The sequence below is a fragment of the Micromonospora sp. NBC_01405 genome (assembly GCF_045040155.1).
GTDB lineage: Bacteria > Actinomycetota > Actinomycetes > Mycobacteriales > Micromonosporaceae > Micromonospora.
In genome coordinates this window covers 1,937,437-1,962,339 of sequence record NZ_CP109532.1, presented here as the reverse complement: position 1 = coordinate 1,962,339, position 24,903 = coordinate 1,937,437, and the positions used below count along the sequence as shown (strand labels likewise).

26 protein-coding genes and 1 pseudogene are annotated in these 24,903 nt (G+C 71.8%); 13 read left to right on the top strand and 14 right to left on the bottom strand.

Going from position 1 to position 24,903, the window contains the following annotated elements:
- Positions 1-5: 5 nt before the first annotated feature.
- Entirely contained in the window at positions 6-1,328 is a 1,323-nt protein-coding gene (locus tag OG559_RS07615; RefSeq protein ID WP_405113783.1) for an MFS transporter, read from the top strand.
- A gap of 21 nt (positions 1,329-1,349) precedes the next feature.
- Here OG559_RS07615 and OG559_RS07610 read toward each other — a convergent pair whose 3' ends face one another.
- From OG559_RS07610 to OG559_RS07585, 6 genes are all read right to left on the bottom strand, one after another.
- The gene (locus OG559_RS07610) at positions 1,350-2,000 is read right to left on the bottom strand and encodes an O-methyltransferase (protein ID WP_405113781.1); all 651 of its coding nucleotides are present in this window, start codon (positions 1,998-2,000) and stop codon (positions 1,350-1,352) included.
- Positions 2,001-2,009: 9 nt separating this feature from the next.
- Complete coding sequence (locus tag OG559_RS07605; protein WP_405113779.1) at positions 2,010-2,666, bottom strand: Maf family protein; 657 nt, start codon at positions 2,664-2,666, stop codon at positions 2,010-2,012.
- 178 nt (positions 2,667-2,844) lie between these two features.
- Positions 2,845-3,978: a type VII secretion-associated serine protease mycosin gene (gene mycP, locus OG559_RS07600; protein ID WP_405113777.1), complete on the bottom strand. Its 1,134-nt coding sequence runs from the start codon at positions 3,976-3,978 to the stop codon at positions 2,845-2,847.
- 26 nt (positions 3,979-4,004) lie between these two features.
- A complete protein-coding gene (locus tag OG559_RS07595) occupies positions 4,005-5,321 on the bottom strand; it encodes a hypothetical protein (protein ID WP_405113775.1) in 1,317 nt (438 codons plus the stop codon).
- 47 nt (positions 5,322-5,368) lie between these two features.
- Positions 5,369-5,830 carry a hypothetical protein gene (locus OG559_RS07590; RefSeq protein WP_405113773.1) on the bottom strand — a complete coding sequence of 154 codons (462 nt, stop codon included), beginning with the start codon at positions 5,828-5,830 and terminating at the stop codon, positions 5,369-5,371.
- An 87-nt stretch (positions 5,831-5,917) separates the two neighbouring features.
- Positions 5,918-6,130, bottom strand: a complete 213-nt coding sequence (locus OG559_RS07585; protein ID WP_405113771.1) for an acyl-CoA carboxylase subunit epsilon — start codon at positions 6,128-6,130, stop codon at positions 5,918-5,920.
- A gap of 92 nt (positions 6,131-6,222) precedes the next feature.
- Here OG559_RS07585 and OG559_RS07580 point away from each other — a divergent pair, with 92 nt between their 5' ends.
- Together OG559_RS07580 and OG559_RS07575 are read left to right on the top strand one after the other, a co-directional pair.
- Positions 6,223-8,292: a protein kinase domain-containing protein gene (locus OG559_RS07580; RefSeq protein ID WP_405113769.1), complete on the top strand. Its 2,070-nt coding sequence runs from the start codon at positions 6,223-6,225 to the stop codon at positions 8,290-8,292.
- 114 nt (positions 8,293-8,406) lie between these two features.
- On the top strand, positions 8,407-8,649 hold the full coding sequence (locus OG559_RS07575; RefSeq protein ID WP_405113767.1) for a hypothetical protein: 243 nt from the start codon (positions 8,407-8,409) through the stop codon (positions 8,647-8,649).
- Between the two features lie 102 nt (positions 8,650-8,751).
- On the opposite strand, the pseudogene OG559_RS07570 reads toward OG559_RS07575, so the two are convergent.
- A pseudogene (locus OG559_RS07570) lies at positions 8,752-9,123 on the bottom strand (GH25 family lysozyme); the annotation flags it as partial.
- A 68-nt stretch (positions 9,124-9,191) separates the two neighbouring features.
- Between OG559_RS07570 and OG559_RS07565 the strand changes: the two are divergent.
- The 3 genes from OG559_RS07565 to OG559_RS07555 all read left to right on the top strand — a co-directional run bounded on the left by OG559_RS07565 (position 9,192) and on the right by OG559_RS07555 (position 11,508).
- Positions 9,192-9,935, top strand: coding sequence for a M50 family metallopeptidase (locus tag OG559_RS07565; protein ID WP_405113765.1), 744 nt, complete (start codon positions 9,192-9,194; stop codon positions 9,933-9,935).
- A gap of 150 nt (positions 9,936-10,085) precedes the next feature.
- Positions 10,086-10,586: a SigE family RNA polymerase sigma factor gene (locus OG559_RS07560; protein ID WP_405113763.1), complete on the top strand. Its 501-nt coding sequence runs from the start codon at positions 10,086-10,088 to the stop codon at positions 10,584-10,586.
- Positions 10,579-11,508: a hypothetical protein gene (locus tag OG559_RS07555; RefSeq protein ID WP_405113761.1), complete on the top strand. Its 930-nt coding sequence runs from the start codon at positions 10,579-10,581 to the stop codon at positions 11,506-11,508. Before OG559_RS07560 ends, OG559_RS07555 begins: the two co-directional genes overlap by 8 nt.
- Positions 11,509-11,573: 65 nt before the next feature.
- Here the strand turns inward: OG559_RS07555 and OG559_RS07550 are convergent, their stop codons facing one another.
- On the bottom strand, positions 11,574-13,157 hold the full coding sequence (locus OG559_RS07550; protein WP_405113759.1) for an acyl-CoA carboxylase subunit beta: 1,584 nt from the start codon (positions 13,155-13,157) through the stop codon (positions 11,574-11,576).
- 109 nt (positions 13,158-13,266) lie between these two features.
- Here OG559_RS07550 and OG559_RS07545 point away from each other — a divergent pair, with 109 nt between their 5' ends.
- Positions 13,267-14,142, top strand: coding sequence for a biotin--[acetyl-CoA-carboxylase] ligase (locus tag OG559_RS07545; RefSeq protein WP_405113756.1), 876 nt, complete (start codon positions 13,267-13,269; stop codon positions 14,140-14,142).
- A 90-nt stretch (positions 14,143-14,232) separates the two neighbouring features.
- Positions 14,233-14,805: a PH domain-containing protein gene (locus OG559_RS07540; protein WP_405113754.1), complete on the top strand. Its 573-nt coding sequence runs from the start codon at positions 14,233-14,235 to the stop codon at positions 14,803-14,805.
- A gap of 49 nt (positions 14,806-14,854) precedes the next feature.
- On the opposite strand, the gene OG559_RS07535 is transcribed toward OG559_RS07540, so the two are convergent.
- The 3 genes from OG559_RS07535 to OG559_RS07525 form a co-directional block, all read right to left on the bottom strand.
- Positions 14,855-15,757, bottom strand: coding sequence for a MaoC/PaaZ C-terminal domain-containing protein (locus OG559_RS07535; RefSeq protein WP_405113752.1), 903 nt, complete (start codon positions 15,755-15,757; stop codon positions 14,855-14,857).
- Positions 15,758-15,765: 8 nt separating this feature from the next.
- A complete protein-coding gene (locus tag OG559_RS07530) occupies positions 15,766-16,482 on the bottom strand; it encodes a GtrA family protein (RefSeq protein WP_405113750.1) in 717 nt (238 codons plus the stop codon).
- A gap of 63 nt (positions 16,483-16,545) precedes the next feature.
- Positions 16,546-17,103: a GtrA family protein gene (locus tag OG559_RS07525; RefSeq protein ID WP_405116460.1), complete on the bottom strand. Its 558-nt coding sequence runs from the start codon at positions 17,101-17,103 to the stop codon at positions 16,546-16,548.
- A gap of 528 nt (positions 17,104-17,631) precedes the next feature.
- Here OG559_RS07525 and OG559_RS07520 point away from each other — a divergent pair.
- From OG559_RS07520 to OG559_RS07505, 4 genes are all read left to right on the top strand, one after another.
- Positions 17,632-19,476, top strand: a complete 1,845-nt coding sequence (locus OG559_RS07520; protein WP_405113748.1) for a phosphoenolpyruvate carboxykinase (GTP) — start codon at positions 17,632-17,634, stop codon at positions 19,474-19,476.
- Positions 19,477-19,513: 37 nt separating this feature from the next.
- Complete coding sequence (locus OG559_RS07515) at positions 19,514-20,374, top strand: hypothetical protein (RefSeq protein ID WP_405113746.1); 861 nt, start codon at positions 19,514-19,516, stop codon at positions 20,372-20,374.
- Positions 20,375-20,445: 71 nt separating this feature from the next.
- Entirely contained in the window at positions 20,446-21,588 is a 1,143-nt protein-coding gene (locus tag OG559_RS07510; RefSeq protein WP_405113744.1) for a geranylgeranyl reductase family protein, read from the top strand.
- 31 nt (positions 21,589-21,619) lie between these two features.
- Positions 21,620-22,390: an isoprenyl transferase gene (locus OG559_RS07505; protein ID WP_396669357.1), complete on the top strand. Its 771-nt coding sequence runs from the start codon at positions 21,620-21,622 to the stop codon at positions 22,388-22,390.
- Positions 22,391-22,428: 38 nt separating this feature from the next.
- Here OG559_RS07505 and otsB read toward each other — a convergent pair whose 3' ends face one another.
- From otsB to OG559_RS07490, 3 genes are all read right to left on the bottom strand, one after another.
- Positions 22,429-23,253 (bottom strand): trehalose-phosphatase, encoded by an 825-nt coding sequence (gene otsB, locus OG559_RS07500; protein WP_405113742.1) that lies wholly within the window; start codon positions 23,251-23,253, stop codon positions 22,429-22,431.
- Positions 23,254-23,322: 69 nt separating this feature from the next.
- Positions 23,323-23,676 (bottom strand): hypothetical protein, encoded by a 354-nt coding sequence (locus OG559_RS07495; protein WP_405113740.1) that lies wholly within the window; start codon positions 23,674-23,676, stop codon positions 23,323-23,325.
- A gap of 162 nt (positions 23,677-23,838) precedes the next feature.
- Complete coding sequence (locus tag OG559_RS07490; protein WP_405113738.1) at positions 23,839-24,279, bottom strand: helix-turn-helix domain-containing protein; 441 nt, start codon at positions 24,277-24,279, stop codon at positions 23,839-23,841.
- A 262-nt stretch (positions 24,280-24,541) separates the two neighbouring features.
- Between OG559_RS07490 and OG559_RS07485 the strand changes: the two genes are divergently transcribed.
- Positions 24,542-24,886 (top strand): hypothetical protein, encoded by a 345-nt coding sequence (locus OG559_RS07485; protein ID WP_405113736.1) that lies wholly within the window; start codon positions 24,542-24,544, stop codon positions 24,884-24,886.
- The last annotated feature ends 17 nt before the right edge of the window (positions 24,887-24,903 follow it).

Here is a 24,903-nt window from a genome sequence, read left to right as displayed (position 1 = left end):
GGGCCGTGCCCCGCCTCACCCATGACCGAACCACCTGGCTGGCCTACTCCCAACTGGCGTTGTGGGGCTTCTTCCTCTACGGCTTCGGCCCCGTCGTCCCGCTGCTGCGCGACGAGCAGGGCACCAGCGCCGCCGTCGCCGGCCTGCACAGCACCGCCATCGCCGTCGGCGCGCTCCTCGGCGGGGCGCTGTTCGCACCGGTCGCCCGCCGGATCGGCCGGGGCCGGTCGGCCTGGCTCGGCCTCGCCGGGGTGGCCGTCGGCGTCACCGGGTTCGGCACCCTCCGGCCCCTGCCCGCGACCCTCGCCGCCGTCGTGGTGATCGCCACCTTCGGCATGATGGTGATCAGCGGGGTCAACGTCGTGCTCACCGCCCACCACGGCCCCACCGCGCCGGCCGCCCTCACCGAGGCCAACGCAGCCTGCGCCGGCATGGGCATCCTGGCACCGCTGCTCATCGGGGCGACCGTCGACGCGGGGCTCGGCTGGCGGCCGGTGATGGCCGTCGAGGTCGGCCTGATCGCGCTGCTCACCCTCGCCGCCCTGACCTTCCGGGTACGCCCACCCGCCACGTCACCGGCCGTGTCGGTCCCCGCCGTGTCGGCGGAGCACGCGGTCCCCGCCGTCGCGTCCCGCGTCGGCGAACCGGCGGTCGCGCCGGCCGGGGTGCCGGCCGGTGCGGGGCGGGCGAGGGGAGGGCTGCCCCGGCCGTACTGGATCGCCTGGGTCCTGATGGCGGTGACCGGCTCGATCGAGGTCTGCCTGTCGCTCTGGACCGCCGACGTGCTCCGTTCGCACGCAGGGTTGGGCGCCGGGGCGGCCTCGGCGGCGGTCGCCGCGATCGTCGGCGGGATGTTCCTCGGCCGGCTGGCCGGCGGCCGGGCCGCGCTGCGCTACCGGCCCGTGCCGCTGCTGCTGGTCGCGCTGGCCGTCTCGCTGACCGGGTTCGCCGTCTTCTGGGTCGCCTCGGTCGGCTGGCTGGCGGTGACCGGGCTCGTCGTGCTCGGCCTCGGCAACGCGCTGCACTACCCGCTGGCCATCTCGATCGCCCTGGCCGTCGCCGGGCCGGCCGCCGACAAGGCGGCCGGCTGGTCGTCGTACTCGATGGGGGTGGGCTTCGGGATCGCGCCGGTGGCGCTCGGCTGGGTGGCCGACGGCGTCGGCCCGCACCCTGCCTTCCTGCTGCTACCCGGGTTCATCGCGACGGCCGCGCTGCTCACCCTGCGGCTGGGCCGCGCGCTGCGCCCGGACGACCATGATCGACATGACGAACGGCAGGCCGGTGTCTCACGCCGGGCACAGCCAGCGACATCCCACATATCGGTCTGATCAAGGACGGCCCGGAGACGGTCAGCGCACCCGGGCGAGCGTCAGCCCGTCGGCGATCGGCAGCAGCACCGTCTCCACCCGGACATCGGCCATGATCTCGTCGTTGAACGCGGCGATGGCCCGATCATCGGCGTTCTGCGGAGCGAGCACCCGGCCCCCGCGCAGCGTGTTGTCGACCGCGACGATGCCACCCGGACGCATCCGCGGCACCAACTCCGCCCAGTAGACCGGATACCCGGTCTTGTCCGCGTCGATGAACGCAAAGTCCAGGTGCCGGTCGTTCGGCAACTCGCGCAGCGTTTCCCCGGCCGGCCCGATGCGCAGCTCGATCCGGTCGGCCACCCCGGCCCGCGCCCAGTACCGCCGGGCGATGCCCGTGTACTCCTCCGAGATGTCGAAGCAGGTCAGCCGCCCGTCCTCGGGCAGCCCGCGGGCGATCGCCAGGGACGACAGCCCGGTGAAGGTGCCCACCTCCACCGCCCGCCGCGCTCCGAGCAGCCGGGTGAGGAAGGTCAGGAACGCCGCCTGCTCCGGCGCCACCCGCATCCCCGCCTGGGCCGGCAGCGCGGCGAGGGTCTCCTCGACCAGGTCGCCCATCACCTCGTCCGGGGCCGAGCCGTGGGCCACGACGTACGCGTGCAGTTCCGGGGTCAGCGGCAGCGATTTGCTCATGGCTGGAAGCTAGCCGAGCGGCTCGACCGACTGGCCGCCGGGCGCGATCTTCGTCCACAGGTCGGTGATCTGCAGGTCCAGTTCGCCGAGGAGCCTGCGCAGCAGCGGCAGGGAGAGCCCGACCACAGTCCCCGGATCGCCGTCGATCCCGTCGAGGAAGGCCCCGCCCAGTCCGTCGATGGTGAACGCCCCGGCCACGGCGAGCGGCTCGCCCGTAGCGACGTACGCGGCGATCTCGTCGTCGCTGACGTCGGCGAACCGGACGGTCGTCGAGGCGACCGCCTCCGCGCGTGACTCGTGGACCACGTCGATCAGGCAGTGCCCGGTGTGCAGCACCCCACTGCGCCCCCGCATCCGCTCCCAGCGCCCGACGGCGTCCGCCGCGTCGGCCGGCTTCCCGAGGATCTCGCCGTCGAAGGCGAGCAACGAATCGCAGCCCAGGACCAGGGTCCGTTCGTCCGGGGACGACCGAATCCGGCCGACGACCGCCTGCGCCTTGAGCCGGGCCAGTTCCAGGCACAGCTCCTCGGCGCTCTCGCTGACCACCTGGGACTCGTCGACCCCGCTCACCAGCACGTCGGGTTCGATCCCGGCGGCGTGGAGCAGCTTGCGGCGGGCGGGGCTCGCCGAGGCGAGCACGAGACGGAGCGGCATCGAGTTCGGCACGAAGCCGACGCTACCGGCTACCCCCGCCCCCACGCGTCGCGGCACCCGGCCATTGGTTCTTTCGCCCCGGGCCCGCCTCTGACCGACTCCGTCTCAGTGCCACCGGATGTCCCGCCGCTACCTCACCCCGATGTGGAGTTGAGCAGAAGCGCCGGACGGCCGATCCGATGCCGGCCGCTCACCGGCTGATCCGGGGCGGCGGGTTGTCGCCACGGCGTCGCCGTCGGGCGACCAGTGCCCAGGCACCCCCGGCGGCCACGATCACGCTCAACGTGGCCAGTCCTCGGGCGGTCGCCCCGCCGTCGCCTCCGTCGTTGCCGGCCGGCTCCGCGACCGCCGTCGTGACCGGCCCGGACTTGGCCGTGGCATGCGCCGTCGCCGATTCGAAACCCAGCGGGGGTACGTCTGCCGTCAGCGCCGCGACCAGGTCGATGACGCCGTAGCCGTACTCGTCGTCCCGACCAGGCGGACCCTTGTCGACGGCGGTGGCGGTGAGCCGGTGCGCGACCTCGGCGGCGGGGAGATCGGGGTACTTGGAACGGATCAGAGCGGCAGCACCCGCGACGATCGCAGTAGCGCTGGAGGTACCCGTGCCCTTCGAGTACTTGCCGCCGTAGCTGGTGCTGTAGATGTCGACAGCCGGCGCTACGACGTCCACAGTTGGTCCGGTGACCGACACAGCAGCAAGCTCTCCAGCCTGGTCAACGCCGCCTACTGCTATCACGCCTTCTTCTGATGCGGGATAGCCAATACTTATGTCAAACGGCTTATTGCCGGCAGCTGCGACCACCACGATGTCTGCTTGGAGCGCCGTCCTGATGGCCTGTTGTAGTCGCCGGCTCGCGCCAGCAACTGCTGAGATGCTGATGACGTCGGCACCGTGTAATGTCGCCCATTCGACGCTAGCTGCAAGCTCTTCGGTGTCTCCCTTGCCATCTATCTGCCTTGATCGTATGGGCAGTATCTTGGCTTCTGGTGCAATTCCAAGGGCGCCTAACCCCTTAGGGGAACCGTGAGCGGCAACCAGGCCAGCCATCGAGGTTCCATGACTATCGTCATCTCTGCGGCCGTCACCATCTTCTGAGACGTCGGTTCCTGGGAGTAAATTATGTTCAAGGTCTGGGTGCGGAAATACGCCTGTGTCGGGAATGGCGACGATTGTGCCTTTGCCTCGACTGATACCTTGCGCCTCTGCTGCTTTAAGGAAGCGTAGGTGCCACTGATCTTTTCTGATCTTCTCTGCGTTGCTCGAGTTGGAGGTGGCGCTGGTTGGATTGATGAGTGAAGTTGCGATGGTCAAGAAGGTTGTCATCGTAAGGCTAGCCAGCGAGAAATGAGTCACCGGTCGAAGCCGAGGGCTGGCCCTGGATCGATGGTGCCCTCGTCTTCAATGTGACGGACCACTGGTGGAACCCCCTTGAGGGTCTCCCAGGGATGTTCCGGATCCCAGGAGGAAGGACTTTCGCCGGGTTTTCCTTGTCCCCCAGTTTGGTTATTGGCGGCCCTTGGTCCAGAGTTGCCGCCGATCGGGGATATCCCATGGAGGGGGCCAAATTGATTGCTGCGTCCGTTTCCTGGTCTGGAGCCGGCGGCTCCGGTGGGTGCTGTGCCAGCGCCGCCACCACCGATGATGCCACCGACCGGGTTGACCTTGCGAGGCAAGTTAGTGCCTCCTGGTTGACCAATGCCAAATCCGGGCGCGCCGCCGATTAATCCGCCAGGTGGTAGCGGCCTCGTTGGGTTGGGCAGCGAAGGGCTGCTGCCATTCTTGGTGGTATGCCTTGGTGTGGGAATCTGTTCGTGGGGCGGCTTAAAGGGAGTTGAGCGATTGGAATCGTTAGTGACTGGCCGTGTAATTTCCGGTAGTCCGATTGTGGGTGACGTGGTGGCGGGTGGGCTCGATGGGCCGCTTGCTGGCGTCGGGTTTCCCGGGATTGACGCATGGGCCGTGCTTGCTCCGCCGAGCACTGGACCAGCGATTTGCGGTGTTGCAACGTGGGTCGTTGGGCTTTTAGGCGGTCCATTTTTTGCCAGTGCTGATCGTGAAGGTGTCATAGATGTTGGCACGATGGGTGGAATGATCGGTGCTTCGCTGGCGTACACGTCCGGGTTGTCCGGCTGTCTTGGCGTCTTGGGTAAGGGCGGGGGTTGGCGGAGCATTACCTGGGCCTGTTGGAGTTCGCCGCTGAGGCCGTACATCAGGGTCCGGGCCTGGGCGTTGAGTCGTTCCAGGTCGACGTCGGTCACCGGCTTGTCCGGCACCCGGCTGCCCATCGCAGCCTTCGGGTCCGCCACTGTCGCCTCGTACGTCCGCTTCTGCTGGAGCTTGGTCACGTACTCGTCGTGGAGCGGTTTCAGTTCGACGCGGGCGCTGCTGATCGCGCGGGTGGCTGCGGCGAGGGCGTCGTAGTTCGCGGCGGCCGTGTCGTGGGTGCGCTGCACCTTGTCGATGAGGCCGTCGAGTTCGCCCAGGTAGGACCGGGCGGCGGCGTTGGTCGCCGGTGGCCACGCCTCGGCCAGGCCGCGCCGGTACTCCTTCAGCCGGCCCAGGTGGGCCTGGGCGAGGTCGCAGACCTTGCGCCAGCCGGCGACCTGCTTCCAGTGCCCGGTGGTGTCGTGGTCCTGAATGCACGCCCACATGCTGAGCAGGTCCATCAGCAGCCACTGGGTGAGGCCGGACGTCCGGCCGCTGCCCCGCTCGATCACGGCAGCACCACCCGCCCCGGCCCGCTGTCGGGGCCGGTCGGGTCGGGCAGGCTCGGTGTGAGGCGGGTCGGAACGATGACGCTGGGGTCGGCCAGGGCGCGCTCGACGTCGGAGACGCGGGCGGCGGAGAAGGCGTCGGTGTCGGCGTACTTCGTGGCGATCCTTCCGGCTGCGGCGGCCAGGCGGCCGGTGGCACCGCCGACGGACCAGACCATCGTGGCCGTGGCCTGCTGGGTCTCGTTGTGGGCCTGGAGGAACTGCACCAGCTCCACGAAGGCGTCAGCGGGGTTGGGGATCTTCGCCTTCATGTCGTCCGCGATGTACGACAGGTGGGGCGTGTAGTTCCGCTCCACCTCGGCCTGGAGCCTGTCGGCGAAGTCGCGCAGCTGGCGGATGTCGGCCTCGATGCCCCCGTAGTCGCTCAACCAGGGCGCGGGGCGGTCCTCCTCGGGGATCATCGGCCCTCCCTACCTGTCACGGCACCGTGTCCCTGAGTGAGGTTAACGGGTGCCAGTGACGTCCGGCAGCCCCGTGCACGCCTCAAGTCAGCGGGGCAGGCCGGAGACCCGCCACGCTCCGGGGCCGGCGGCGGGTGTCGCGGTGGCCGGTCGACTGCTGCGGGTCCAGACCGAGGCGACGACTGGTCCGGCTGCGGCGACGGGGCGGGTCCGGGAGACAACCGCGCCGACCAGGGCGGCCAGTTCTTCGGCGGTCGGCACACCCCGGGTAACCCGCAACAGCGGCTCTTCGGCAGACATGGGCTCAGCGTACGCGTCGCGAACTTGACCTTCGCCGCACTGTGGCGTGCCGGCGGTGTACGGCGAGCCGCCGCCGGGTACCGTCTCCTGCGATGTCGAACCCGCTTCCCCAACTCGTCGCCGACCGGTACCGGCTCATCTCGCCGCTCGGCCAGGGTGGCATGGGTCGGGTGTGGAAGGCGCGCGACGAGGTGCTGCACCGGGACGTGGCGATCAAGGAATTGGTCCCGCCGCCCAGCCTCACCGCCGAGGAGCGCCGCGAGATGCGGGAACGCTCGCTGCGGGAGGCCCGCGCGATCGCGCGGCTCAACCACGTCAACGTGGTCCGCATCTTCGACGTGCTGCGTACCGACGGTGATCCGTGGATCGTCATGGAGTACGTGCCGTCGAAGTCCCTTCAGGACATTCTGGCCGAGGATGGGCCGGTGTCGCTGGCCAAGGCGATCGATGTCGGCCTCGGTGTGCTCGGCGCGTTGAATGCGGCGCACAAGGCCGGCGTCATGCACCGCGACGTCAAGCCCGGCAACGTGCTGATCGGCGACGACGGCCGGGTGGTGCTGACCGATTTCGGGCTGGCCACCATCCCCGGCGACCCGAACGTGACGCGGACCGGCATGGTGCTCGGCTCCCCGGCGTACATCGCCCCGGAGCGGGCGAGGGACGGCACCGCCGGGCCGGAGGCCGACCTGTGGTCGCTGGGCGCGACGCTCTACGCGGCGGTCGAGGGCAAGTCGCCGTACGCCCGGCCGTCGGCGATAGGGACCCTGGCCGCGCTCGCCACGGAGCCGATGCCGCCGCCGAAGAACGCCGGCCCGCTCAAGGCGGTGCTGACCGGACTGCTGCGTAAGGACCCGGCCGAGCGGATGGACGCGGTGGCTGCGGAGCGGCTGCTGCGCCGGGCCGTCGGCCGCCGGGCGAAGGGCATCTCGCTGCTCGACGGCGTACGCCGCCCGGGGCCGAACGGCCCGCGCGAGCCGCGCCGGACCGTGGTGCCGGCCCCGCGCCCGGCCGAGCAGCCCACGGAACGGACGGTCACCCCGCCCACGCCGCGTACTCCGGGATTCGCCGCTGCCGCGGCGGCCGGTTCGGGGGCGGCCGGCGCGAGCGGCGGCGACGCGACCGCGAAGGTCCCCGCCGGCACGGACGCCGATCCGACCGCGAAGGTGGACCGGACGACGCCGTCCACCGACGCGGATCCGACCGCGAAGGTCACCGAACCGGGTCCGGCCTTCGACCAGCCGGCGACGGCTGCCGGCGCGGGAGGGGCGACCGCTGACCCGACGGCCAAGCTGTCCGAGCCGACCGCGAAGCTGTCCGAGCCGGAGACCGTGCGGGGCGGTGCCGTCGATGACACGCGCGTCGAGCCGGCCGCCGACGCGCCGGTCTCGCCGCCCGTCCCGCCCCGGGAGCGGGCCACGTCCGTGCTGTCGGCGCCGGTGAGTTCTCCGCCGGTCTCGTCGGGCCGGGCCGCCGTCGTCGCGGGCGTCAAGCCCGATCACCGACGGCGCAACCTGCTGATCGGCGCGTTGGTCGCGGTGCTGCTGATCGGGCTGCTGGTGGTGGTGGTCCCGTTGCTCGGCAACGACGACGATTCGGAGAAGGGTGGCGGCCCGCAGGCCGGTGCCACGAGCGCCGCCCCGTCGGCGCCGGTGACCTCGGCGCCTGCGCCGTCGCCGACGAGCGCCGCTCCGCCGACGCCGAGCCCGACCGGGCTGGTGCTGCCCGACGGGTGGACCCTGCACAAGGACCCGACCGGCTTCAGCATGCCGCTGCCGAAGGGCTGGCGGCGCAGCGAGGGCAGCACGTGGGTGCAGTTCAAGGAGCCGAACGGGGTCCGCGAGGTGACCATCGACCGGACCGACCGGCCCCAGCGCGACGCCGCCGCGGCGTGGCGGGCCATCGAGAGCGACCGGGGCACGAGAGTCAACAACTACAAGAACCTGGGCATCCGCACCGTCCCGGGCTTCTGGAAGACCTGCGCGGACTGGGAGTGGCTGGAGACCCGGGACAACACCCGCCTCCACGTCCGCAACCGCGGCTTCGTGACGGCCAAGAACCGCGGGTACGCCATCCGCTGGGAGGTCCCCGCCTCAGAGTGGGCGGCCAACCTCGACGAGTTCGAGCTGATCGCGAAGAACTTCACGCCCGACCGGAAGGACTGACCGGCGGCGGAAGCCCGGCCGCGTCGCGGCGGGATTCCCGTTCGCGCGAGATTGGCTTGCATGACCTTCCGTCACACGGGGTACATGACCTCCACGACGGAAGGAGGTACGACAATGGGACATCGAATCAGGGACGCCCGGCCCCGACTGGCACTGTGGATGCTCGTCGCCCTCGGCGACGTGGTGCTGGTGCTGGTGAGTGTGGGTCTTCCGGTGCTGTTCGCGTTGTTCAGCGTCGTCACCGTCACCGTCGCCGGGGTGGCCGCCTGGCGGATGACCCGGCGCGGAGCGTTGGCCCGCGAGGAGCGGATCTCTGGCCCGGTCGCGACGCCGGTGGCGTCACGGCGGAGGGCCTGACCCGGGTCGTCGAGGTGACGAGCTGGCGGCAGCCGGACCAGTTGTCGACCGTACGGTCGCAGTCGATCCCGCTGCCGCCAACTACCTTTTCAGGCGGCGGGATCAGCCGTTGTTCGCGAGTGCGATCAGCCGGGTGCGGTCGCCGTTCCAGTAGTTGCGGTCGACGTTGCCGCTGATCCCGGTGGCGGTGTACTGCCAGAAGCTGTAGAACGGCACGCCGGCCGGCAGGGTGCCCGGCGTGCTCGCCCAGCGGGCGAGCCAGAGCGGGTGGTTGGCCCACGGGCCGGACCAGCTGCCGGTGCACTGGTTCCACCAGCTCGTGGTGGTGTAGATGACCGCGTACCTGCTGGTGCGGGCCCGGTACGTGTTCAGGAAGTCCTGGACCCAGTTGCGCATCCCGGTCGTGCTGAGGCCGTAGCAGTACCCGCCGGCGTAGGGGTTGCCCTCGAGGTCGAGCGCGGCCGGCAGGGTGCGGCTGTCCGCCGCAGCCGGGGCGGCGCAGCCTGGCCGGGTCGGGGCCGGGGCCGGTAGGCTCGCGCCCCATGGTGTCGATCGACGGGCTGGGCACGCTCTGGGACCGGCTGTTCACCGCGCAGCCCGACCCCCCACCGCTACTCGTCCTCGTCACCGCCGTGGTGGCGCTGGCGGTGGTGTCCACCCGGCTGCCCTGGCGGATCGCCCGCAACGCCGTCACCATCGCCCACGAGGGCGGGCACGCCCTCGCGGCCCTGCTCACCGGCCGCCGGCTGCACGGCATCCGGCTGCACTCGGACACCTCCGGCCTGACCCTCTCGGCGGGCCGACCGACCGGGCCCGGCATGATCCTCACCCTGCTCGCCGGGTACGTCGCCCCGTCGCTGATCGGCCTCGCCGGCGCCTGGCTGCTGGGCGGCAACCGGATCACCCTGCTGCTCTGGGTGGCCGTGGCGCTGCTGCTGGCCATGCTGGTCATGGTCCGCAACGTCTTCGGGGCGCTGTCGCTGCTGGTCACCGGCGGGGTGGTGCTCGCCGTGTCCTGGTACGCCTCCCCGCAGGTCCAGGCCGCCTTCGCCTGGACCTGCGTCTGGTTCCTGCTCCTCGGCGGCGTACGGCCGGTGGTCGAACTCCAGCGGATGCGCTCCCGGGGCCGGATGCCGGAGTCCGACGCCGACCAACTCGCCCGGCTCACCCCGTTCCCGCCGCTGTTCTGGGTGGCGCTGTTCGCGCTGGTCAACCTGCTGGCCCTGGTCGTCGGCGCGGCGCTGCTGGCCGGCCCGATCCTCACCGACGCCGGCCTGACCGTCTGACCACCCGGGCCGGCCGCAGGATTCGTCGCCCGTCCGGGGGACGGCGAAGAGCCTGGTCGACGGGACGGCCGGAAACCCGGTCGGCTGATCCGGCAACCGCGCCACCCGGCCCGCGCGTGTCCACTGCGACCGACACGGGGGAGGTGGCAGGTGCCGGACGTCGACGGGTTCGACGAGTTCTACCGGGGCAGCCGGCAGCGGCTGCTCGGCTTCGTCTTCGCGCTCACGGGCAACCTCGCCGAGGCGCAGGACGCGGTGCAGGAGGCGTACATCCGGGCCTGGCAGCGCTGGTCCACGGTGCGCGGCTACGACGACCCGGAGGCGTGGGTCCGGGTCGTCGCCTCCCGGATCGCGGTCAGCCGCTGGCGGAGCCTGCGCAGCCGGGCCCGCGCGTACCTGCGACACGGCGTCGACGACGTTACGCCCGCGCCGAGCACCGACACCGTCGCGGTGGTGGCCGCGCTGCGCCGGCTCCCCGAGGAGCAGCGCACCGCCCTCGCCCTGTACTACCTGCTCGGCATGCCGGTCGCCGAGGTGGCGCGGGAGACCGCCGCCCCCGTCGGCACGGTGAAGGCCCGACTCTCCCGGGGGCGGGCCGCGCTCGCCGGGCTGCTCGCCGTCTCTGACCTGGAGGAGGCCGCCGATGCGTGACGACCTGACGTTCGCCGAACGGATGCACCGGGACCTGCGGGACGTTCGCTGGCCCGAGCCGGCGGAGATCCGGGCCCGGGCCCGCCGCCGCAGCCGGCGTACGGCGGTGGCGGCGGCGATCGCAGTGCTGGCCGTCACCTCGCTCTCCGCCGTGGCGGTCGGCGGCCGGGACGGTGCGGTCGCGCCGCTGACGTCCTGGGCCGACTGGCGGATGTTCCAGCCCGAGCCCGAGCCCGAGCCGGAGCCGTCCGGGCAGGCCGAGATCCCGCAGGAGGCGTTGTTGGAGTCGGCCGACGTCGGCGTGCCGAGCAACGTGCGGCTGGGGGACACAGGGCTGGGGGAGCCGGTCCAGGTGGACCCGCTGCTGGAGATCTGCGCCGAGGGCAGGGGACTGTCGGGGCAGCAGACCGTGTCCCGGTACTCCCGCTCGCAGACCCTGATTCAGAAGGACATGCCCGATCAGGCCTGGTCGTCGGGCGCCCCGGTCCTCACTCAGGACGTCTACCGAGTCGCCCGCGGGGCGTCCACCCGGTTCTTCAGCGGGCTGGACCGCATCGTGACCGCCTGCGCCGGCTGGACCGAGGTGGCGCCGAGGCAGTGGGGCCTGGGCACCGGCACGGTCTCCGTGGCGCACACCTGGCGGGCGGTCGAGCGCGACTTCGCCGGCGACGAGGCGGTCCTGCTGCGGCACGCCCTGTCGCAGCCGGTGGACGTGGCGACGGGGAAGCCCCTGGACAGGCAGTTCCCCTCGGAGACCCGGATGGTCGTCCGGGTCGGGGACCTGGTCACCGTGATCGTGCCGGCGCCCGGGCTGGGCGTCGACGGGCCGAACATCGCCGGCTCCACGAGCGACGCGGAGCTGCTCGAACTGGGTCGTACCGCCGCCCGGCGGCTGTGCGTCGCTGCCAACCCGTCCTGCTGAGAACCGGGCGTCGGCCGGGGGCTCCTGCCGGGGGTACGTGCCCCGGCAGGAGTCCCGCCACCCGCCTACAGCGGGATGTTGCCGTGCTTCTTCGGCGGGAGCGTCTCGCGCTTGGTGCGCAGCACCCGAAGCGCACGGACGATCTGGGTACGCGTCTCGTGCGGCGAGATCACCGAGTCGATGTACCCACGTTCGGCGGCGATGTACGGGTTGGCCAGGGTGTCCTCGTAGTCGGCGATCTTCTCGGCCCGCACGGCGGCGGGGTCGTCGGCCTCCGCCAGCTCCGAGCGGTACAGGATGTTCACCGCGCCCTGCGCGCCCATCACCGCGATCTGCGCGGTCGGCCAGGCGAAGTTCAGGTCCGCGCCGAGGTGCTTGGAGCCCATCACGTCGTACGCCCCGCCGTACGCCTTGCGGGTGATCACGGTGACCTTAGGGACGGTGGCCTCGGCGTACGCGTAGATCAGCTTGGCGCCCCGGCGGATGATGCCGTCCCACTCCTGGCCGGTGCCGGGCAGGAACCCGGGGACGTCCACGAAGGTCAGCACCGGGACGTTGAACGCGTCGCAGGTACGCACGAACCGGGCGGCCTTCTCCGACGCGGCGATGTCGAGGGTGCCGGCGAAGTGCATCGGCTGGTTGGCCACCACGCCGACCGGGCGGCCCTCGACCCGGCCGAAGCCGACCACCAGGTTCTGCGCGTAGAGCGGCTGGACCTCCAGGAACTCGCCGTCGTCTAGGACGTGCCCGATCACCCGGTGCATGTCGTACGGCTGGTTGGCCGAGTCGGGGATCAGGGTGTCCAGCTCACGGTCGGCGTCCGTGACCGTCAGGTCGGCCGGGGCCTCGAACACCGGCGGCTCGTCCAGGTTGTTCGACGGCAGGTACGACAGCAGCGCCTTGACGTACTCGACCGCGTCCTCCTCGTCCGTGCCGAGGTAGTGCGCGTTGCCGCTGCGCGAGTTGTGCGTCCGCGCGCCGCCCAGTTCCTCCATCCCGACGTCCTCGCCGGTGACCGTCTTGATCACGTCCGGGCCGGTGATGAACATGTGCGAGGTCTGGTCGACCATCACGGTGAAGTCGGTGACCGCCGGGGAGTACACCGCGCCGCCCGCGCACGGCCCCATGATCAACGAGATCTGCGGGATGACGCCGCTGGCCCGCACGTTGCGGAAGAAGATCTCGCCGTAGAGGCCGAGGGAGGTGACGCCCTCCTGGATCCGGGCCCCGCCGGAGTCGTTGATGCCGACCACCGGGCAGCCGATCTTCATGGCCAGGTCCATCACCTTGACGATCTTCTCGCCGAAGACCTCGCCGAGGGAGCCGCCGAAGACCGTGAAGTCCTGGGAGAAGACGCAGACCTGCCGGCCGTCGACCGTGCCGTAGCCGGTGATCACCCCGTCGCCGTACGGGCGGGTCCGCTCCAGGCCGAAGTTGGTGGACCGGTGCCGGGCGAACTCGTCCAGCTCGACGAAGGAGCCCTCGTCGAGCAGCATCTCGATCCGCTCCCGGGCGGTCTTCTTGCCCCGCGCGTGCTGCTTCTCGACCGCCCGCGCCGACCCGGCATGCACCGCCTCGTCGACCCGTCGCTCCAGGTCCGCCAGCTTGCCGGCGGTGCTGTGGATGTTGATCCCGGTCTCGGTAGTCACCCAGGGAATATAACGATGGTTCAGGCCGACGCCGGTGTGCAGTGCGCCTCAGTGCGGGCTCCCCCGACGGGATCCGGCCGGCCGCCGGGGCGGGCCGTAGGCTGGCGGGATGCCCGGCTCCCCGTACACCGACCTGGACCGCCCGCCGCTGTCGGCGGCCCGGCTGCGCCGCGCGTTGGTCGCCCCGCACGGGCCCTGGCGGCACCTCGACCTGCGCGACGAGACCGGCTCCACCAACGCGGACGTCGCCGAGGCGGCCCAGGCGGGGGAGCCGGAGGGGCTGGTCGTGGTCGCCGAGCGGCAGACCGCCGGTCGGGGGCGACGCGGCCGGTCCTGGCAGTCGCCGCCCCGCGCGGGCATCGCGACCAGCGTCCTGCTGCGGCCCGGCGAGGCCGTCGCGGAGCGCGGCTGGCCGCCGGCCCCCGCCTCGGGGTACGGCTGGCTGCCGCTGCTCGCCGGCGTCGCACTGGTCGAGACGGTGGCCCGGCTGGCCGAGCTGGACGCCGCCCTGAAATGGCCCAACGACCTGCTCGTCGGCGACGCGAAGTGCGCCGGCATCCTGGCCGAGGCGGTGCCCGGCCCGGCCCCGGACCGGCCGACGGCGGTCGTGCTCGGCATCGGCCTCAACGTCACCCTCGGGGCCGGCGAACTGCCGGAGAACCCGACCGGTCTGCCCGCCACCTCGCTGCGACTGGCCGGGGCCACCGCCACCGACCGGGACCCACTGCTGCGCGCCCTGCTGCGCTCGCTCGCCGACTGGTACGACCGGTGGCGCTCCGCCGGCGGGGATGCGCTGGCCAGCGGCCTGCGCGACGCCTACCTGGCCGCCTGCGCCACCGTCGGTCGGCCGGTGCGGGTGCTGCTGCCCGGCGGCGACGAGGTCACCGGCACGGCCACCGGCATCGACCCCGACGGCCAGCTCATCGTCGACACCCCCGCCGGCCCGCGCGCCCTCGCGGCCGGCGACGTCCTGCACCTGCGTTAGGCCGCCACGGTGGGAACCACCGCACCGGCTGATCCAACCGTGGGCGTCGACCGGTTACGGTCAGCGCGTCCGTTCTGCGAGGAGGTTCCCGTGGCGTTCCCCGAAGACGTGCTCACCGAGGACGAGCACGTCGTGCTGCACCTGCATCCGCACTGGAAGTCGGTCGTGCGGCCGGTGCTGGTGCTGGTGCTCGCCGTCGCCGCAGTGGTGGCGGCCTGGATCCTGCTCCCGGACGGCGAGGCCTCGACCATCGCCCTGTACGCGGTCGCGGGGCTCGCCCTGCTGCTCGTGCTCTGGTTCGGGCTCTGGCCGTTCCTGGTCTGGCGCAGCACGCACTACCTGTTCACCAACGAGCGGGTGCTGCTCCAGCAGGGGGTGCTCTCCCGGGACCGGCGGGACATCCCGCTCACCCGGATCAACGACCACGCGATGAGCCAGCGCTTCGTCGAGCGGCTGCTCGGCTGCGGCACGCTGACCATCGAGTCGGCCGGCGAGCGCGGCCAGTCGATGCTGACCGACGTCCCAGGGGTGGACCGGGTGCAGACCAAGCTGTACGAGCTGGTCGAGGCGCACCACGACCGGCACTCCCTCGGCGACGGCGAGATGCGCGAGATCCTCGCCGACATGCGCGAGGGCAAACCCCTCCGAGACCCCGCCTCCTGACCTCACCCCTCGCCGGCCCCCTCCCGCAGCGGGAGGGGGTTGGGGTTGGTCAGGTGGGGCGGAGGGTGAACCAGCCGCGGAAGCGGGTGCGGAGCACCTCTCGGTCCGGCTGGTCGTCCGGCCCGAGGCGGAACATCGTGCCGGTGAGGCTGACCGTGCCGAGCCCCGGCCGGGCGGCGGACGGGCGACTGCCCGCCACGTCCAGGCGCACCGTCAGGCGGTCGCCGGCCCGTACCGGGGCCAGCCAGCGCAGTTCCTCCAGTCCGGGGGAGGCGTCGGCCGCGGCCCGGGCCAGCACGTGGTCGACGTACGCCCGCATGAAGAGGCTGACTGTGTAGAAGCCGCTGGCGATCAGCCCGCCGTGGTGACTCGCGGCGGCCTGCTCGGGATCGACGTGGTACCACTGCGGGTCGAACCGGCGGGCGAAGGCGACCATCTCGTCGCCGTCCACCAACACCACGCCCAGATCGAAGGTACGCCCGGGAGTCAGGTCCTCGAAGAACAGCTCGGCCGGTGCGCCCGTGCCCGATCGCACCGGAAGGCCCACCGGGGACGGCGCGACGGCGCTGCCCCCCGGCGCGACGGCCGAGCTTTCGTGGTGCGTCGGCGGCGCACCGGGAGCGGCCTGGTCCGGGCTGGTCGGTCGGGCCTGGTCCGGGCTGGTCGGTCGGGCCTGGTCCGGGCTGGTCGGTCGGGCCTGCTCCGGGCTGGCCGGTCGGGCCTGGTCCGGGACGATCGGTTCGGTGCCGGCAGGGCCGGTCTGCTGTGCACCGGCCGATCCGGGGTCGCCGGCCTGCTCCGGGACGGTCGGCCCGGCCTGATCCCAGGCGGTTGGTCCGGTGCCGGCAGGGCTCGTCCCCGGCCCGGCGAAGCCGGGACGATCGGGGCCGGGCTGCGGCGTGGCGGGGCCGGGGCGGTCCGGGTCGGTCCCCGGCGTGGCGATGTCGGTCACGTCGCGGCTCACCGCCGGCGCCGGCGGGTGCCGGCGTGCAGCTCATCGGCGAGTTCCGCCGCCAGCTCGCCGTCGAGCGTGGCCCCGAGCGCGGCGTCGGCCGGTGCGGGACGCCCCTGCGTCGGGGCGGTGCCGTCGCGGCGGCCCTTCGGCCGGCGGGTGCCGGGCGCTGGCTCGGCCTCCTCCAGCTCGCTGACCGACTCGGCCAGCTCGGCGACCGGGTCCATCTCGGCCATCGTGTCCCACTCGTCTCGGGGAATGGTGTGCCAGGTGTCGGCCTGTGGCTCGACCGGCGCGGGCTGGAAGACGAACGTCCGGTACGACCAGAAGCGGAAGAGGGTGGCCAGTAGCACGCCGCCGGTCTTCGCCACGTTCAGGGCGAGCAGGCTGGTCATGCCGAGGCCGTACTTGGCCGCCGCCAGGACGCCGAGCTCGATAAGTAATCCGGTCGCGTTGAACAGGAAGAAAAGGGCGTATTCTCGACGTAGCGCCGCTTTTGGGCGATCCCGGTACGTCCAGTGGCGATTCATCAGATACGACGTGATCGTCGCCACCACGGTGGCGATGGCAGTCGCCTTGAGCTGACCCTCCCGGAAGACGGTGAGTGCCAGCGCGTTGAACACCGCGTAATTGATGACGGTGTTGATGCCGCCGACGATGCCGAATTTGAGCGCCTCATGGATGAACTTCTGCCAGCGCTCAGGCAGCAGACGGACAAGACGCATGGGCAACACCTTAGGCGAGTGGGCGGGGCCGGTTCGGCCCGGCCGGACGAGAGGGGCGGCAGGTCACGCCCGGGGTTCCCGGTCGAGGGCCGCTCCCGTGACGGTCTGGGTTCCCGCTTCGACGGTTTGGGTTCCCGCTTCCACGAAGACGAACCTTCGGTACGACCAGAACCGGAACAGGGTGCCGAGGCCGGTGCCGACGACGAAGCTGGCGACGTTGTCGGCGAGGGCGGTCTGGAAGACGCCGGGCCAGAGGGCACCGAGGCCGTACCGGCTGATCGCCAGGCAGGCCACCGCGATGCCCAGGCCGACCGCGTTGAAGAAGAAGAACAGCGCGTACTCGCGGGCCGGGTTGGAGCGCTGGCGGTGCCGCCACGTCCAGAACCGGTTGCCGACGAAGGCGACGCTCGCGGCGATCACGGTGGAGATCGTCTTCGCGGTCACCTGCTCCAAGCCCCGGGCGTTGACCAGGTAGTTGAAGAGGATGAAGTCGACGAGGAAGGCCACACCGCCCACGGTCGCGAACTTGCTGAGCTCGCGGACCAGATGACCGAAACGGTCGATCAAGGTGCGTACCGGACCCGGGCGGGTCGGCGGGGGGCCTGACTGGTCCCCGGTCATCGTCGCGGCCACCCGCCGAGCGTACCGGTTCCATCCGCCGGAGGCGGGCACCAACGGACGGACCGGCCGCCCGGCGCACTGCGGGGGGCGCGGGGCCAGGCTGAGCTGCCGGGAGGTCGACGCGCGTCGGTGAGCACACCGTAACCCACGGTGCGCCAATTGTGGATGGGGTTGCCGAATGGATGCGGCTCACCCGTCGCGCAGTTCCGGCGTCGGTCCGGCCGCGTCAACGCGCCGGCCGGTCGTACCACCCCGGCGGCGTTGACCCGAAGTCGCCCGTGCGGCGGGTGACCTCGGCCAAGGTTCATCAAAGAATTTGCGTGAAACTGCGCGTGAAAGTGGGTATTAGATCGTGATGCCGCAGCGTGGCCGCCCCTTGTGCAGTTCTTCACAACCAGTCCCACTGACTCGCGACGTCGCCCGGTTTACGCTGAGGTCAATCCCAGGTTTCCACGAAGGCGACGCCTCGCGCCGTCCCAACTCGTGCATCCCATAGATCGGTCAGCGTCGACCACAAGGAGATGTGTCATGGTTGCTCCGGCTACCGTTCGCGGTATCGATCAGGCCCCGACGTCCCACCCCGAACTGCTCACCTGGGTCCGAGAAGTAGCGGAACTGACCACCCCGGACCGGGTCGTGTGGGTGGACGGGTCCGACGAGGAGTGGCGCCGCCTCACCGACGAGCTCGTCGACAACGGCACCCTGATCCGGCTCAACCCGGAGAAGAAGCCCAACTCGTTCTACGCCCGCACCGACCCGTCGGACGTCGCCCGGGTCGAGGAGCGAACCTTCATCTGCTCCGTGGACGAGGCGGACGCCGGCCCCACCAACAACTGGATGGCGCCGGCCGAGATGAAGCGGACGATGACCGAGCTGTACCGCGGCTGCATGCGCGGACGCACCATGTACGTCATCCCGTTCTGCATGGGCCCGGTCGAGGCCGAGAGCCCCATGTTCGGCGTCGAGATCACCGACAGCCCGTACGTGGTGGCCTCGATGCGCATCATGACCCGGATGGGCGCGAAGGTCCTGGAGGCGCTGGGCGACGACGCGGACTTCGTCCACGCGCTGCACTCCATCGGCGCGCCGCTCGCCCCCGGCCAGCAGGACGCCACCTGGCCGTGCAACGAGACGAAGTACATCTCCCACTTCCCGGAGACCCGGGAGATCTGGTCCTTCGGCTCCGGCTACGGCGGCAACTCGCTGCTCGGCAAGAAGTGCTACTCGCTGCGGATCGCCAGCGTGATGGGGCGCGACGAGGGCTGGCTCGCCGAGCACATGCTGATCCTGAAGATCACCTCGCCGGAGGGGCGGGTCTACCACGTCGCCGGGGCGTTCCCGTCGGCGTGCGGCAAGACCAACCTGGCCATGCTGGAGCCGACCATCCCGGGCTGGAAGGTCGAGACCATCGGCGACGACATCGCCTGGATGCGCTTCGGCCAGGACGGCCGGCTCTACGCGGTCAACCCCGAGTACGGCCTCTTCGGCGTCGCCCCCGGCACCGACTGGAAGACCAACGCCAACGCGATGCGGACGCTGGACCGCGGCAACTCCGTCTTCACGAACGTCGCCCTCACCGACGACGGCGACATCTGGTGGGAGGGGATGGGCGAGCCGCCGGCGCACCTGGTCGACTGGAAGGGCAACGACTGGACGCCGCAGAGCGACAGCCTCTCCTCGCACGCGAACAGCCGGTTCTGCACCCCGATCACCCAGTGCCCGATCCTGTCCGACGACTACTACGACCCGAACGGCGTGCCGATCGACGCGATCCTGTTCGGCGGTCGCCGCCGGGACACCATCCCGCTGGTCACCGAGGCCCGGGACTGGGTGCACGGCGTCTACCTGGGCGCGACGCTGTCCTCGGAGACCACCGCCGCCGCGTCCGGCGCGGTGGGCGTGGTGCGCCGCGACCCGATGGCCATGCTGCCGTTCATCGGCTACAACGCCGGCGACTACTTCCGGCACTGGATCGAGATGGGCAAGGGCACCGACGGCGACGAGTCCAAGCTGCCGAAGATCTACTACGTCAACTGGTTCCGCAAGGACGCCGAGGGCAGCTTCCTCTGGCCGGGCTTCGGTGAGAACTCGCGGGTGCTCAAGTGGGTCGTCGAGCGGCTGGAGGGCCGGGCCGACGCGGTGGAGACCCCGATCGGCATGGTGCCGACGCAGGACGCGCTGGACATCGAGGGCCTCGACATGACCCCGGAGGACGTCCGAATCGCGCTGAAGGTCGACCCGGCGGAGTGGCGCGAGGAGCTGCCGCTGATCACCGAGTGGTTCGAGAAGTTCGGGGACAAGCTCCCCGGCGTGCTCTGGGCCGAGCTGGACGCGCTGCGCGCCCGGCTCGACGCGGAGCAGCCGACGCGGTAGGTGTGATCCGCCCCCGTACAGGGCATCATCTGATCCCATGAGGACGGCCGTCGAGACCCAGGTCCGGCGGCCGTCCGCCGTCCGGGTGCTGACCACCCTGCTCGCCGTGACGGCGGCGGCCACCGTCGTGGTCGAGCTGCTCAACTGGTGGTACGCCCCGGAGCAGGAGTTCGGGCTCGCAGTACGCACCGGCTGGGCGATGCTCCGCTCGCTCGGCTTCCTGGTGCTGATCGGGCACGTCCGCCGGGGCCGCACCGTGGCCCGGCCGTTCGGGCTGATCCTCGCCGTCACCACGGTCTTCGCGGTGGGCCGGCTGGTGGTGCCCCGGCAGGGCGTGCCGGCGCTGCCCGGGCTGCTCGGCTTCGCCCTGCTGGCCGCGCTCTGCGTGGCCGTGGTCTGGCTGCTGTACCGCTCGGACGCGGTCGCGGGCCACCTGGTCCGGCACCGCAAGGGCCTGGTCGTCTCCGGCGGGACGATCTCCTGGCGGGAGGTCGCCCCGAAGCGCCCGCCGGTCACCGGCTGGCTGCTGACCAGCCGGGTCGCCGCGTTCACGTACAGCCCGTTGATGCTGGTCCCGGCCCTCGTCGCCACCGGCGCGATCCTGGACGGCCGGTTGGCCGCCGCGCCCGCCGTGCTGTTCTGGTTCGCCGCCGGCATCGGGGTCAGCTACCTCGTGCTGCTCTGCACCGCCTTCCTCATGCGCGGCAAGCGCTGGGCCCGGTCGCTGCTGGTGGCGATCACACTCGGCGTGCTCGCCGTCGACCTGCCGCTGTGCTGGTGGCTGCTCGGCGTCGACGGCCTGATTCGCGACGGCGGGCCGTTGCTCGCCGCCGCCGCCCTGGCGTTGTACGGGTTGTGGCGCGCCGGCCGGGTCGAGCAACCGGCCGTGCCGGGCTGAGCGCGCCGGGCAGGTCGTGGCGCGCCGGCCGGGCGTGTGCCGGGCTGAGCGCACGGAGCAGGGGAGGCGGCATGACCGACGAGTACGACGTGGCGGTGGTCGGGGCGGGCCCGGCCGGGGCGGCCGCCGCGCTGGCGGCCCGCCGGGTCGGTGCCCGGGTGCTGCTGCTGGACCGGGCCGACTTCCCCCGGGACAAGGCTTGCGGGGACGGCATCGCCGCGCACGCGCTGGATGTCCTCGCCGGGCTGGGCGTCACCGACGCCGTCGACGGGTACGCCCCGCTGCCCCGGCTGCGGCTGATCGGGCCCAACGGCGGCGCGGTGGCCCGGCCGCTGCCCCGGCCCGCGTACACGGTGCCCCGGAAGGTCTTCGACGCCCGGCTGGTGGCGGCGGCGGTGGCGGCCGGCGCGGAGCTGCGCCGGCACGCCGTGCGCCGGGTCGAGGCGCGCGACGGGTGGGTGGTGCTCGACGGCGACATCGCCGCGCGGGCGGTGGTCGGCGCGGACGGCGCCGGATCGGTGGTCCGCCGGGCGCTCGGCCACCCGCCGAATCCGGACCGCCACCTGGCGCTGGCCGTCCGGGGGTACGCCCCGGCCCGGCCGGGCCCGCCCGAGCAGCTCATCGTCACTTCGGCACCGCGTTGGCCGGCGTACGCGTGGTCGTTCCCGATCGGCGACGGGCGGGCGAACGTCGGGTACGGGGAGGTGCTGCGGGGCGAGCCGCTGACCCGCGCGCACCTGCTGGACCGGCTGGCCGCGCTGCTGCCCGGCACCGACCCGGCCGCGGTGACCGCCCTGCGCGCCCACCACCTGCCGCTGTCCACCCACCGCCCGCCGCCGGGCCGGGGTCGGCTGGTGCTCGCCGGGGACGCGTTGTCGCTGATCAACCCGTTCACCGGGGAGGGGATCTTCTACGCGCTGCTCTCCGGCGCGCTGGCCGGCGCGGCGGCGGCCGGTGACCCGGGCGCCGCCGCCCGGCGGTACGCCGTCGCCCTGCGCCGTCGCCTCGGCACCCACCTGCGGCACAGCTCGACGGCGGCCCGGCTGGCCCGGCGGCGGTGGATGGTCGACGGGGCGGTGCGCGCGGCCCGCCGCGACGAACGGGTCTTCGGCACTGTCGTCGAGCTGGGCCTCGGCGACGGCCGGCTGGACGCACGCACCCTCGCGATGATCGGTATCGGCCTCTCGGCCCGGGATGGGCCACCGCGGGACTGATCCGGGTGGCGGGTCGCTACTCTGCAAGGTGATGACTCTGCGGAACCTCCTCTACTCCGTGTACGAGCGGCGGCTGACGGCCATGCTCGCGGGCAAGCCGGTGCCTCGGCACGTGGGCGTGATGTGTGACGGCAACCGCCGTTGGGCCCGTGAGATGGGATTCGTCGACCCCAACGACGGGCACCGGATGGGCGCGGAGCGGATCAAGGAGCTGCTGCGCTGGTGTGACGCCGCCGGGGTGGGGCACGTGACGCTCTGGCTGCTCTCCACCGACAACCTGTCCCGCCCGGCGGAGGAGCTGGATCCGCTGCTCCAGATCATCGAGGACCTGAGCACCGAGCTGGCCGAGGAGGGCAACCCCTGGCGGCTGCGGATGGTCGGGGCGCTCGACGTCCTGCCGGCGCAGCACTCGGCGGCGCTCAAGGCGGCCGAGGAACGGACCCGGGATCGCGTTGGCGGCGCACAGGTCAACATCGCCGTCGGGTACGGCGGCCGGCGCGAGATCGCCGACGCGGTCCGCTCGCTGCTGCTGGAGCACGCCGCAGCTGGCGGCACCATCGAGGAACTGGCCGAGGCGTTGGACGTCGACCACATCTCCGAGCATCTCTACACCCGCGGCCTGCCGGACCCGGACCTGATCATCCGGACCAGTGGCGAGCAGCGGCTGTCGGGCTTCATGCTGTGGCAGTCGGCCCACTCGGAGTACTACTTCTGCGAGCTGAACTGGCCCGACTTCCGCCGGGTCGACTTCCTCCGCGCGCTGCGCTCGTACGCCACCCGCCAGCGCCGTTTCGGCACCTGACCCCCGCCCCGTTCCCCCTCGGCGGGGTGTGGGCGTCGTCAGCGTAGGTGGGGGAGGGCCTCGGTGAGGAAGTCGCCGAGGGCGGCGGGGGAGTCGATCGTCAGGTCGGCGGCCTCGGCGACCTCGTGGCCGGTCTCCGGGTTCGCCACCGCCACGCAGACCCCGAGGAACTCCGGGTCCGCCGCCGCGCGGGCGCGCAGCGCCGCGAACGCCTTGATGTCGGAGACGTCGTCGCCGAAGTACCAGGCGCCGCCGGCGTCCCGGACGACCTCGCCGATGACCATTCCCTTGTCCCGGTCGACCGGGGGCTTGATCTCCAGCACCATCCGGCCGGCCTGCACGCGCAGACCGAGCCGGTCGGCCTGGGCCCGGCCCCATTCCTGCACCTGGGCGCCGAGCTGCGGGGCGGTGCGCCAGTGCAGAGCCACGGAGAGCCGCTTGAACTCGACCAGCGCCCCGGCCGGCAGCTCGGCGCGGGCGAGGTCAGCCAGCTCCCGCATGGTCGGCACCCAGGGCAGCGCCGCCGGCTCGGTGACGGTATCGCCGCCGGAGTGGCTGTGCTCCAGCCCGTAGAGGCCGTAGAGGTCGACGCCGTCCAGCCCGCCGAGTTGGTCGCGGAGGAACTCCACCGGTCGGGCGGAGACGATCGCGATCCGGCGGACCAGCGGCGCGAGGGCCTCGATCGCGGCCAACACCTTCGGGGCCGGCCGCACCGCCGTCGGGTCGTCGTCGACGGGCGCGAGTGTGCCGTCGAAGTCGAAGAAGAGGACGGTGTCGCCCAGCCGGCCGGCGGTCGCCCGCCAGGCCCGGTCGGCGTCCAGCGGGGTCTTCGGCTGTTGGTTGCCCAGATTCAACGGCGGCACGGGCGAAAGCGTACCCCGGAGTGAGCGGCCTATTCGGGGTCGAGACGAGTCTCCCCGGACCGGTCCAGGTCAGCGTTCGGAGGCTCCCCGACCTCGGCGTCCGAACGGCACCACCTCGGCGTCCTGGCCGTGGCTGAGCAGGTAGCCCTCCACGAAACCGGTGTTCCGGTCGCCGGTGCGCGCCTCGATCTCGTTGAGCCGGGCCACCAGGAACTCGGTGAGCGCGCTGATCCGCTCGTTGAGCCGGTCGTGCAGCTCGGCGACGACGGCCAGGACGACCGCCGTGCCGGCGGTGGTGAGGGCGAGGACGTTGGCGACCACGGGAAGCTGCCCGCCACCGACCGCGCCGAGCACCAGGTTGCCGGTCACGGCCGATGTCAGGGACACCACCGCGACCACGACTGCCAACCATTTCAGGGTCATGGACAGACCCCTCCTTCTGTCCCGCAGGGCTGAGTTCGGCCTTGTCCCGTCCCCCCGCCGATGACGAGCCCAAGCAGTACGAATAGGGACGCTAGCGCTCCCGTTCCTCCCCCGAAGGCAAACGATTGGGTTCGACCTGCCGTTCTTTCGCCATCTGAGGAACTACCCCGCCCGATTACCCATTTTTCGGACATCGATGGGGAGAGTTGGGCGATAAGCGAGGTAACGAATGGTTTCCCGGATGTGGAACTTCTCCGCGTCCGACACGTTCGGGTCGATCAGGCGGCGCAGCAGCGCCTCCACGTCCGGGTCCATCGGAGGCGGGCCGGGCACGGGGCGCGGGGTGGCCGCCCGGTCCCAGCCGAGCGCCGCGAAGGCGGCCGTCGGGTTGAGGCCGAGACCCTCGCAGAAGGCGACCACCCGCTCGGCCTCCGGGTCGCTGACCCAGTCTCCCCGGACCCAGCGGTTGATGGTCTGGCGGGAGACACCGGTGCGCCGGGAAGCCTCGGTGCCGCTCCAGGCGCGCATGGCCCGGGCGTCGTCGAGGGCCCGGCGGACGAAGGCGGCGAAGGCGATTTTCCGGGCGTGAGCGCTCTCGGTCACTCCGTGACGGTACGACCACTCACGTCTGGCCCGGTCGCCGGGCGCGCCTGTGTCACGTGAGTGAGACACGCGTACGGCATGCCAGGTGACCGTTCCGCACCGGTTTCGTGGGCCTCACCAGGGTGGAATAGGTGCCGGTCAGTGCCGGTGTGATCGGACGAAAAGCTGATACTGTCACGTTCATGGGACAATCTACCGTGTGTCACGTGCCTGAGACGACTGGTGCTCGCATGCGTCCCTCACCCGGTACGAAGGAGGTGTGGTGACCGAACTCGCCACTCGCGCCCAGGCATTCGGCCTGATCGCCGAGGGGGTGGCCGCCGGGCTGAGCGCGCCGTGGCGCCTCTACCTCGCCAGGGGCTGCCGTTTCCTGTCGCTCAACGTGGGGGATCGGGTGGAGTGGAACGCCTGGCGGACCCACCTCGGCTGCCCGGAGCTCAGCGTCCGGGTCTACGACGCCGGCGGCGAGATCCGCCGTTCCTCGGTCGCCGAGGTGGTCCTGGACGGCTGCCGGATCAGCGTCGAACTGACCGAGGAGGTCAGCACCGACGACCTGGACCGGCTGCTGGCCACCGACCCCACCTTCGTCGAGCCGGAGGAACGATGAGCGCCCCGCCGCGCCGC

Coding starts and splice junctions, on each gene's coding strand:
- OG559_RS07510 (WP_405113744.1), top strand. CDS start 20,446: ATGACCGACGAGTACGACGTGGCGGTGGTCGGGGCGGGCCCGGCCGGG.
- OG559_RS07610 (WP_405113781.1), bottom strand. CDS start 2,000: ATGAGCAAATCGCTGCCGCTGACCCCGGAACTGCACGCGTACGTCGTG.
- mycP (WP_405113777.1), bottom strand. CDS start 3,978: ATGACAACCTTCTTGACCATCGCAACTTCACTCATCAATCCAACCAGC.
- OG559_RS07545 (WP_405113756.1), top strand. CDS start 13,267: ATGCCCGGCTCCCCGTACACCGACCTGGACCGCCCGCCGCTGTCGGCG.
- OG559_RS07495 (WP_405113740.1), bottom strand. CDS start 23,676: ATGACCCTGAAATGGTTGGCAGTCGTGGTCGCGGTGGTGTCCCTGACA.
- OG559_RS07520 (WP_405113748.1), top strand. CDS start 17,632: ATGGTTGCTCCGGCTACCGTTCGCGGTATCGATCAGGCCCCGACGTCC.
- OG559_RS07565 (WP_405113765.1), top strand. CDS start 9,192: ATGGTGTCGATCGACGGGCTGGGCACGCTCTGGGACCGGCTGTTCACC.
- OG559_RS07525 (WP_405116460.1), bottom strand. CDS start 17,103: ATGACCGGGGACCAGTCAGGCCCCCCGCCGACCCGCCCGGGTCCGGTA.
- OG559_RS07575 (WP_405113767.1), top strand. CDS start 8,407: ATGGGACATCGAATCAGGGACGCCCGGCCCCGACTGGCACTGTGGATG.
- OG559_RS07505 (WP_396669357.1), top strand. CDS start 21,620: ATGACTCTGCGGAACCTCCTCTACTCCGTGTACGAGCGGCGGCTGACG.
- OG559_RS07555 (WP_405113761.1), top strand. CDS start 10,579: ATGCGTGACGACCTGACGTTCGCCGAACGGATGCACCGGGACCTGCGG.
- OG559_RS07590 (WP_405113773.1), bottom strand. CDS start 5,830: ATGATCCCCGAGGAGGACCGCCCCGCGCCCTGGTTGAGCGACTACGGG.
- OG559_RS07515 (WP_405113746.1), top strand. CDS start 19,514: ATGAGGACGGCCGTCGAGACCCAGGTCCGGCGGCCGTCCGCCGTCCGG.
- OG559_RS07580 (WP_405113769.1), top strand. CDS start 6,223: ATGTCGAACCCGCTTCCCCAACTCGTCGCCGACCGGTACCGGCTCATC.
- OG559_RS07530 (WP_405113750.1), bottom strand. CDS start 16,482: ATGCGTCTTGTCCGTCTGCTGCCTGAGCGCTGGCAGAAGTTCATCCAT.
- OG559_RS07595 (WP_405113775.1), bottom strand. CDS start 5,321: ATGGACCTGCTCAGCATGTGGGCGTGCATTCAGGACCACGACACCACC.
- OG559_RS07585 (WP_405113771.1), bottom strand. CDS start 6,130: ATGTCTGCCGAAGAGCCGCTGTTGCGGGTTACCCGGGGTGTGCCGACC.